At 50.5% G+C, this 9418-nt stretch carries 7 protein-coding genes; 2 read left to right on the forward strand and 5 right to left on the reverse strand.

All coding sequences use genetic code 11. The features are described 5' to 3' along the window. The 3 genes from Q0R17_RS03235 to Q0R17_RS03245 form a co-directional block, all read right to left on the reverse strand. Positions 1-734: multicopper oxidase domain-containing protein (locus tag Q0R17_RS03235; protein WP_293932076.1), on the reverse strand; the 734-nt coding region annotated here is incomplete at its 3' end. A 26-nt stretch (positions 735-760) separates the two neighbouring features. After that, on the reverse strand, positions 761-2194 hold the full coding sequence (locus Q0R17_RS03240) for a TolC family protein (RefSeq protein ID WP_293932078.1): 1434 nt from the start codon (positions 2192-2194) through the stop codon (positions 761-763). Then, positions 2187-2465 carry a hypothetical protein gene (locus Q0R17_RS03245; RefSeq protein WP_293932080.1) on the reverse strand — a complete coding sequence of 93 codons (279 nt, stop codon included), beginning with the start codon at positions 2463-2465 and terminating at the stop codon, positions 2187-2189. The genes Q0R17_RS03240 and Q0R17_RS03245 overlap by 8 nt, the downstream gene beginning before the upstream one ends. Positions 2466-2618: 153 nt before the next feature. On the opposite strand from Q0R17_RS03245, the gene Q0R17_RS03250 reads away from it, so the two are divergent. Together Q0R17_RS03250 and Q0R17_RS03255 are read left to right on the forward strand one after the other, a co-directional pair. Continuing rightward, positions 2619-3299: a heavy metal response regulator transcription factor gene (locus tag Q0R17_RS03250; protein WP_293932081.1), complete on the forward strand. Its 681-nt coding sequence runs from the start codon at positions 2619-2621 to the stop codon at positions 3297-3299. A 40-nt stretch (positions 3300-3339) separates the two neighbouring features. Beyond that, a complete protein-coding gene (locus Q0R17_RS03255) occupies positions 3340-4698 on the forward strand; it encodes a heavy metal sensor histidine kinase (RefSeq protein WP_293932082.1) in 1359 nt (452 codons plus the stop codon). Positions 4699-4880: 182 nt separating this feature from the next. On the opposite strand, the gene Q0R17_RS03260 is transcribed toward Q0R17_RS03255, so the two are convergent. Both Q0R17_RS03260 and Q0R17_RS03265 read right to left on the reverse strand, forming a co-directional pair. Then, positions 4881-8030 (reverse strand): efflux RND transporter permease subunit, encoded by a 3150-nt coding sequence (locus tag Q0R17_RS03260; RefSeq protein WP_293932083.1) that lies wholly within the window; start codon positions 8028-8030, stop codon positions 4881-4883. Continuing rightward, on the reverse strand, positions 8027-9418 hold a 1392-nt coding region (locus Q0R17_RS03265), incomplete at its 5' end, for an efflux RND transporter periplasmic adaptor subunit (RefSeq protein WP_293932084.1). The genes Q0R17_RS03265 and Q0R17_RS03260, both read right to left, overlap by 4 nt.

Consider the following 9418-nt stretch of genomic DNA (forward strand, 5'->3'; position numbering starts at 1 on the left):
GAATCAATGCCGGGGAAAATACGGCTATTCCAAGACCACAAATTAAAATCATTCATCGTCATGATTTTGGGCGTGTAGCTACCGGGGTCAATATCGTAGGCATTCAATAAAAACACAAAATCCCGATCGACTTCGGCAATCAAAGGATGCTTGGTTTTAGGGTGGGTAATCCAAAAACCCATCATGCCCATCGCCATTTGCGTCATTTCATCAGCATGGGGGTGGTACATAAATGTGCCGGGCCGCCTTGCCACAAATTCATACACAAAGGTTTTGCCAGGCTGAATCGCTTTCTGATTTAAGCCTGAAACGCCATCCATGCCATTAGGCAGACGCTGGCCATGCCAGTGCACGCTGGTGTGCTCAGGGAGTTTGTTGCTTACAAAGATACGTACCCGATCACCTTCAACCACTTCGATGGTTGGGCCGGGCGATTGGCCGTTATAGCCCCATAGATGCGCCTTAAAACCAGGGGCCATTTCTCTCACGACTGGCTCGGCCACAAGGTGAAACTCTTTCACCCCCTGATTCATCCGCCAAGGTAAGGTCCAGCCATTTAACGTCACCACGGGGTTATAAGGGCGGCCATTTTCTGGAATGAGCGGCGGCATAGTGTCGGGCAGGGCTTGGCTAACTGGCTCAGGCAAGGCGGCCATAGCCACTTTGCTCACACTGGCGGCAATCACTGCACCGGCCATACCCGCCGTTCTTAAGAAATCTCGTCTTGAATTCATCACTGCTGCCTTTTTAAGAAATGAGCTTAATGCCCTGCATCCGCACTGGCATTACCCGCTGTTACTGAGCTGATCATGGATGCACTAGGTTTGCCCATCAGTTCGGCTTGCAAAGCCGCATCACTGAGCCAGAACTGCTGCTCTGCTGCGATGGCAGAAACAACACTACTAATTTGCTCACGAGAATCTGCTAATAACTCAAAGACACTAAGAAGCATGCCGTTGTAGCGCAGGGTATTTTCTTCTGCGATGATTTTTCGTAAAGGCAGCACTTCATCTCGGTAGTGACGGCTCATATCGTAGGCCGTTCGATAGGCGGAATAACTGCTGCGTAAATTTGAGCCCGCTGCCCGCACCGTGGCTTCCAAGCGATTGGCTGCGACTAATGTTTGGGCACTCATGGCATCGCGTTGGCCACCACCCCAGTCAAATAGCGGTAAACGCAGCGCAATTTCATACCCCTTGCGATTCTTTTTTGTCCCTTCTGTATTATCAAAGACGGTGTCATGGCGTACGCCTAGCTCGATATCAATTAAGCTGGTCAGTCCATTCAGCCCCTGCGCCTTTGCAGAGGTATCAAATGTGGCCTTCGCCAGCTTGATATCCAGCCGTTCTTTATTGGCCAACTGACTAATTTCTTCGGCACTACGAGGGCTCTTAGGAAGATCGGGTAATTTATTAGGCAACTGAAGTTGAGCGGCTTGGGCATCATTTAAGCCGAGCCCCCGAACTAACTCCTCTCGGCTAGCTAGGGCTGAATGTTGTGCCGCAGCCCATTGTGTAGCAGATTCTGCATAAAAAATTTGCTGTTTCGCATGGGCTAAACGACTGTAATTGCCTACGGCGAGTAATCGCCGAGCGAGTTCGGCACTGGCTTCTGCAGTTTCAAAAACTTGCTTGGCGTATGCCAAACTCTGTTGTGCTGCAACCGCCTTTACCCACATCTGTCGTATCTGAGTTACTTGCTCAATCGTATCTAAGCTCAGTTGCAGCTGAGCCTGCCCGATACGACGCTGCGCTATATCGTAGCGCTGAGGCAAGGTGAGCAAATCCAGTAAACCAAAAGACAGCAAACGACCTAGTTCAAGCTCACTCCCTATGGTGACCCGCTCAAAAGTGAATAGTGGATTGGTGATCCGCCCAGATTGTGCGGCGCTTGCAGCATCAGCCCAGTTTTGCGCCAACATAGCTTGCACATTGGGGCTATTGAGCAGAGCCAAATGAACAGCACTATTTTGGTCTAGTGGCTTTTTTAGTAAATCAGTAGCGGCTTTATCCATTTCAGTGCGCTGCTTTGCTGTCGTCGCGAGGGCCAGCTTGCCTTGGGTGAAAGAGGCTGCCGTTTGATTACTTTGAGCGAGCGATCGCTCAAAGTCGACACTAGCACAAGCTGTCAATCCCAAAACAGAGAGGCTCAGGATTGCAAGCCTCACTCTCGACACCTGAAATAGTTCACTCATGAGCAGCTCCATGGCTTGCATCAGGTTGAGTCTGAGGCACAGAAGCTTGCCTAGCTTCTTTGGCATACACGCGCCAACCACCAATTTTGGCGACCGTCTCATTTGATTCACGCCAAGGAATAAGCACCTGTTCTCGATATGGCTGATATTGAGTAAGCACCGAGTGATATTCCAAGCGAGTGATAGAAGCTGGGGCGCTGATTTCATCTGATTGGGCAGTAGTAGCAGTTAAAAGCAAACTGATAGAAAACAGAGATATGCGTGGTTGCATGGCTACCTCGACCCAATGGTTAGTTAAGCTGAATAAGCCAGAAGTATAGGCACGCCATACCTATTGCTAAGATGACCCAAACATTACAAATTTGTCATAAAGCAAGGCAGGAGAAGATTCAGGATAGAATTTAAGCAACAGAGGGGAATAAAGATGCGCATCTTAATTATTGAAGATGAGAGCAAAACAGCTGCTTATTTAAAACAGGGCTTAAGTGAGAGTGGTTATGCGATTGATATCGCCAGCAATGGTATTGATGGCTTACATAAAGCACTGGAAGAAGAATTTGATTTAATCATCTTGGATGTGATGCTGCCTTTGCTCGATGGCTGGGGTGTGCTTGATGGTCTGCGACGTAGCAAGCAAACACCTGTACTCATGCTCACTGCACGCAGCCGGATTGATGACCGGGTACGCGGGCTAGAATCGGGTGCAGATGATTATTTGCCTAAGCCCTTTGCTTTCCCTGAGTTGCTGGCTCGCATAAAGGTACTGCTTAAAAGAAACAATAAAGTGAGTCCCGCCGAAACTCTACAACTGGCAGGGCTAGAGTTAGATCCTGTTAAACATAAAGCCTACCGTAATCAACAACAGATCGACCTAACTGCCCGCGAATTTGCTCTGCTGCATTTACTGATGCGCCGCCATGGTGAAGTGCTGACACGCACTCTGATTGCCTCGAATGTTTGGGATGTTAATTTTGATACCGACACAAATATTGTCGATGTAGCTATTCGCCGTCTAAGAGGCAAAGTAGATGATGGCTTTAGCCCTAAACTCATTCATACCGTACGTGGTGTGGGCTATGTTTTTGAAGTAAGGGATGAAGAATGATCGCCATGCTCAGTGATCTTTCTTATGCGAGGTTTCTAGTATGAATGTACCGCAATCTTTGGCTTGGCGGGTAGGCGGCATGGTGGGCGTATTTTGTGCAGTTTTAGTTTTTTTGATTGCCATTGGAACAGACCACTTATTGCGTTTAGCTCTAGATCAACGAGCCAAAACGGAACTGGTCGGCAAAATGGAAGTTTTGCAGCAGGTACTCAATGCCAATACGAGCGCCGATGAATCCAAGCTATCTGCACAATTAGTTGGCCATCCTTATTTACACTGGGCTCTTGTTTCAGGCTCAACCGTTTTAAAAAGCTCGGACCCTTTTGCCAAAGAACAAGCCCTTGCCCAAGCCCACTCCCAATGGATGAACGGTGTATTCACTAGAAAAAATAGCTTAGGCGATCCTGTCTTGCTCGGTGTTCAAGCGCACCCTACACAAGCACAATGGCTGCTGGTTTTTTTAGAAAGGGAAAGTGATCAAAAATTACTGCTCCTATTTCGCCAATCACAAGCCTTAGCCCTACCGTTTGCGGTGTTATTTATTGCGCTAGGCTCATGGCTGGTCGCTAAGCGTGCCTTGCAGCCCTTACAAACATTCAATGCCTTAGTGAGTAGTGTGACCGCAGCATCATTACATGCCCGATTAGGCATTGAAGCGGTGCCAACCGAGTTACAAGAGCTGGCAATCAGCTTTAACGGCATGTTGCAGCGCTTAGAGAATAGCGTTGAACGGCTATCACAATTCTCTGCCGATCTAGCGCATGAAATGCGTACGCCATTGAGTAATGTATTGGGCGATATTCAGGTAAATTTGAATAAAACCCGTGAGGTGGCGGATTATCAGCGCGTATTGGCCTCGGCCGAAGAAGAGCTATTACGGCTAAATCGTTTAATTAATGATCTCTTGTTTCTAGCCAATGCAGAGCAAGCCGAACAGGCTTTGAATCTAGAAGAAATTGATTTAAAGCCACTAATTGAAATGTTATTTGATTTTTTTGATGCGCTTGCCGAAAGCAAGCACATCCAATTGCTTGTAAGTGGTAGCGGTCAAATATTAGCTGACAAATCCATGTTGCAACGCGCCCTGACCAATTTACTCTCTAATGCTATTCGGCATGCCGATCTTGCCAGCGCTATTACAGTAGCAATAGGGCAAGATCCGCAAATGCTAAATATTGCGATCACTAATAAAGGAGAGATAATTCATCCTGAGCATCATGCACACTTATTTGAGCGTTTCTACCGAGTAGACCCCGCCCGTAGCCGCAGCGATGGTGGCTCAGGCTTGGGCCTCGCCATTATTTCCTCAATTATGAAACTACATCATGGCGATGTTGATGTAAGTTGCAGTTCAAACGCCACGACGTTTCGACTTCGCTTTAAAAATACATCAAGATAAAAATAGGCAATATGAATGGGGCAAGTAGATAAGGCGACCAAAGCCGCCTTATCTACTTAGCAAATTGCTTTTATCGCAATCACGGTTATGGACATGCTTGTTCCTTCTATCTGCAGCTCAAAAGTGACTTGCTGACCGATATCTGCTTATCAGAAAGTGATTTTTGCATGAAAAAATCCTTTTTACAGTGAAGTTATACTTAAAAGGCTTGAGCCACGGCGGCGCATCAAGTAATACGCCGCAGGAATCACAAACATGGAGAGTAGCGGCGCGGTGATCATGCCGCCAACCATGGGGGCGGCGATTCGGCTCATGACTTCTGAGCCTGCGCCGCTGCCCCATAAAATCGGCAGCAGCCCTGCCAAGATGACTGAAACGGTCATGGCTTTGGGGCGCACTCTGAGCACCGCGCCTTCGCGGATTGCATCTAAGATTACCGCCAGCTCCAGTGGTCCATCTCCTACTTGCCGCTTCTCTAATGCTTGCTTGAGATACAGCAACATAATCACGCCAAACTCAGCGGAAACCCCCGCCAGCGCAATAAAGCCAACGCCGGTGGTAATGGATAGGTGGTAGCCCAACATATACAAAAACCACATGCCACCCACCAGTGAGAATGGCAGCGTGGCCAAAATTAGCAGGGCCTCATCGATGCGCCTAAAGGTGAGGTAAAGCAGCACAAAAATAATCATCAGCGTGGCCGGAATCACCAACTTGAGCTTGGCATTGGCGCGCTCTAAAAACTCAAACTGCCCTGAGTAGGCGACGCTTACGCCGGGGCTGAGGGTGACTTGGCTATCAATGGCGGTTTGCAAACGATGCACCACGCTGACTAAATCGCTATCCCTTACATCGATATAAATCCACGAGACAAGGCGGCCATTTTCGCTTTTAAGCATGGGCGGGCCGTCGGTGATGCTGATTTTGGCGACTGATCCCAAGGTAATTTGCTGCCCATTCGCCGTTACAATCGGCAAATTACGTAGCGCCTCGGGCGAGTCTCTTAGCTCTCGCGGGTAGCGTACATTGATCGGGTAGCGAGCCGTGCCTTCTACCGTTTCGCCGATGTTTTCACCACCAATCAAGCGGGCGACTACCGATTGCACATCGGCCACATTCAGGCCATAGCGAGCGGCGGCTGCGCGGTTGATATCCACATCGATATAGCGCCCACCGCTGAGCCGCTCGGCCAAGGCGGATGAAACACTGGTGACGGTTTTGGCGACTTTTTCGATGGCAATGGCGGTGGCATCGATGCTGGCGATGTCGGTGCCTGCCACTTTAATGCCGATGGGGCTTTTAATGCCGGTGGCGAGCATGTCGATGCGGTTACGAATTGGCGGCACCCATAGATTAGCAAGGCCAGGGATTTGCACCGTGCGATCGAGTTCTTCCACCAGTTTTTTTGGCGTCATGCCGGGCCGCCATTGATCTTGCGGCTTAAAGTGAATGGTGGTTTCAAACATCTCCATAGGCGAGTTATCGGTGGCGGTTTCTGCTCGGCCTGCTTTACCAAAGACAGTGGCAACTTCGGGGATGGTCTTGATTAGGCGATCGCTTTGTTGCAGTAACTCGGCGGCTTTGGCGGCGGAAAGGCCTGGCAAGGCGCTGGGCATATATAGCAAATCGCCCTCATTCATTTGCGGCAGAAACTCGCCACCTAATTGGCGAGCAGGCCAGAGTGCGGTGATAAACACCAAGACCGCCACGATTAAGGTGGTTTTTGGGCGTTTAAGCACGGCTTCTAGCATCGGGGAATACACCTTAATCAAAAAGCGATTCAAGGGATTACGGTTTTCATCGGGAATAGCGCCGCGTATCCAATAGCCCATCAAAATTGGCACTAGCGTGATCGATATCCCCGCCGCTGCCGCCATGGCGTAAGTCTTGGTAAAGGCGAGCGGGCCAAAGAGTCGGCCTTCTTGCGCTTCTAAAGTAAAAATTGGAATAAAAGACAGGGTGATAATTAAGAGGCTAAAAAATAAAGCTGGCCCCACTTCGGCGGCAGCGTGGCCGATGACTTGCCAGTGCTCAGCCCCAACTAGCTTTTGATCAGGATGCGCATGCGCCCATTCTTCGAGCTTTTTATGCGCGTTTTCTATCATCACCACGGCGGCGTCGACCATGGCCCCGATGGCAATGGCAATGCCGCCCAGCGACATAATATTCGCGTTCACGCCCTGATAATGCATCACGATAAACGCCGCTAATACGCCCAGCGGCAGTGAAATAATCGCCACCAGCGCCGAGCGTAGATGCCATAAAAACACGGCACAGACGAGGGCGACGACGATAAATTCCTCGAGCAATTTATGGCTGAGATTCTCCACCGCATGATCGATTAACTGGCTGCGATCATAGGTGGTGACGATCTCTACCCCAGCTGGCAGGCTTTTCTTGAGCTGCTCTAGCTTGGTCTGCACCGCAGTAATCGTGGCGCGGGCGTTTTTGCCTGAGCGCAAAATCACCACGCCACCGGCCACTTCGCCTTCACCATTGAGCTCGGCAATGCCACGGCGCATTTCTGGCCCAATCTGGATGCGGGCCACATCCCCCAGCTGCACCGCCACGCCATTGGCCGATGTTTTAAGCGGGATGGCTCTAAAATCATCCAGCGTTTTTAAATAGCCGCTGGCACGCACCATATATTCGCTTTCGGCCAGCTCAATCACCGCGCCGCCGGTTTCTTGATTGGCCTTTGCCATGGCCTCGGTCACCACATCATGGCTGATGCCAAAGCTGGCTAATTTCAGCGGATCAAGCACCACTTGATATTGCTTGACCATGCCGCCAATAGCCGCCACTTCGGCCACATTGGGCAGGGTTTTAAGCTCGTATTTAAGAAACCAATCTTGCAAGCTGCGTAAATCTGCCAAGCTATGCTTGCCGCTTTTATCGACCAGCGCATATTCATAAATCCAGCCCACCCCCGTGGCATCTGGCCCCAAGGCAGGGCGAGCGGCAGCGGGTAATTTAGCTTGCACTTGATTTAAGTATTCTAAAACACGAGAACGCGCCCAATAGAGGTCGGTGTTGTCATCAAACAAAACGTAGACATAAGAATCACCAAAAAAAGAAAACCCCCTTACGGTTTTAACGCCAGGCACAGAAAGCATGGTAGTGGTGAGCGGATAGGTGACCTGATCTTCAACAATCCTCGGCGCTTGCCCCGCATAAGGCGTGCGAATAATCACCTGCACATCAGATAAATCCGGCAAGGCGTCGATAGGCGCATTTTTAACCGCCCAAACGCCCCAGGCCACCAGCATCACGGTTGCAAGTAAGACAAGAAAACGATTACGAATCGACCAGTAAATGACTTTGGCAATCATGGCTGACCTCCCGTGGTAACGACCTTAACGCTTTGCACCACACTGCCTTGCTTAATAAAGGAGAAATTCACCTGCTGGCCGACGTGAATTCCCTTGGCTAGATTGGGGTTGGCTAAGGGGAAAGGCATGGTCATGGCGGGCCAGTTGAGGGAAGCAATCGTACCGTGCTCTAGCGTGATTTGCTTGCTGTCGATGGCTTTAACGATGCCTTGGCCTTGGTGTGTTGCTTGAACAGGGGCGGTGGCAGCGTGGTCGGAATGGGCAGAGGTGACGGCAGAAGCCGCAGGGTTCATCCTTGCCAATACCCCACGCAAGCTGGCCTCTGAATCAATCATAAATTGTCCAGAAACTACAATCTGCTCGCCTTCTTTAAGTCCAGAAACAATCTCGGTTTGCCCTTGATGCTCGCGGCCTGTTTTGACGTCGCTGGGTGTAAAGCGCCCTTGGCCGTCGCTCATAATCACCACGCTGCGTTTGCCGGTGGCGATAATGCTTTCGCTTGGCACCAGCAATACCGCTGCGCTGTCAGGCTTAGCTAAAGAAATACGCGCAAACATGCCGGGGCGGAGTAGCCCCTTAGGGTTAGGAGTCTCGGCCCGCACCCTTAGGCTGCGCGTTTCCTTATTCAACTCAGGCACGAGTGCGGTGACTTTGCCGCTGATCGGCGTATTAGGTAAGGCCGCAAAAAGAGCGTGAATCGGTGCTCCGATTTTGAGCGTGGCGGCTTGGGCCTCAGGCACTTCGGCCTCGATCCACACGCTGGCCAAACCATTAATCCGCGCCAGAGGCGCACCAAGGCTCAGTACCATGCCTTGCCGTACGGATAGCTCAGCAATCATGCCGCTGCGGGGCGCTGTGATAGTAATGGTGGCTTGCGGCTGGCCACTTTGTTTTAGGCGGGCAATCTGTGTCGTGCTCATGCCCAGCTGCTGCAGGCGAGAGAGCAACGGGCCTGCTAGCTCGGCATCATGGCGTAGTGCTAGATATTCATTTTGTGCTGCCAGCCATTCGGGCACGCGCAGCTCGGCAATCGGTGCTCCGGCTTGAATGATATCGCCAGTTGCGAGTGGATATACCCGCTCCACAATGCCATTACTACGCGCTTGCACAATGGCGACATCTCGATCGTTAAATACCACGCTACCGGGCACTTCAATCCCCTGCGATATCGTTCCGCTATGGACGGTGGCTAATTTAAGACCGGTATTTTGTGTGAGGCTGGGGTCAATCTTGATACTGGCATTTGTCGTGGATGAAGATGAATCAGTGGCATCGGCATAGCGAGGCACCAGTTCCATATCCATAAAGGGAGATTTACCTGGCTGATCGAAATGCTGCTCTGGCTTCATCGGATCATACCAATACAGGGCTTTGCGGGCTTCAACGGG

It is taken from the genome of Iodobacter sp., from assembly GCF_025352645.1.
Classification (GTDB): Bacteria; Pseudomonadota; Gammaproteobacteria; order Burkholderiales; family Chitinibacteraceae; genus Iodobacter.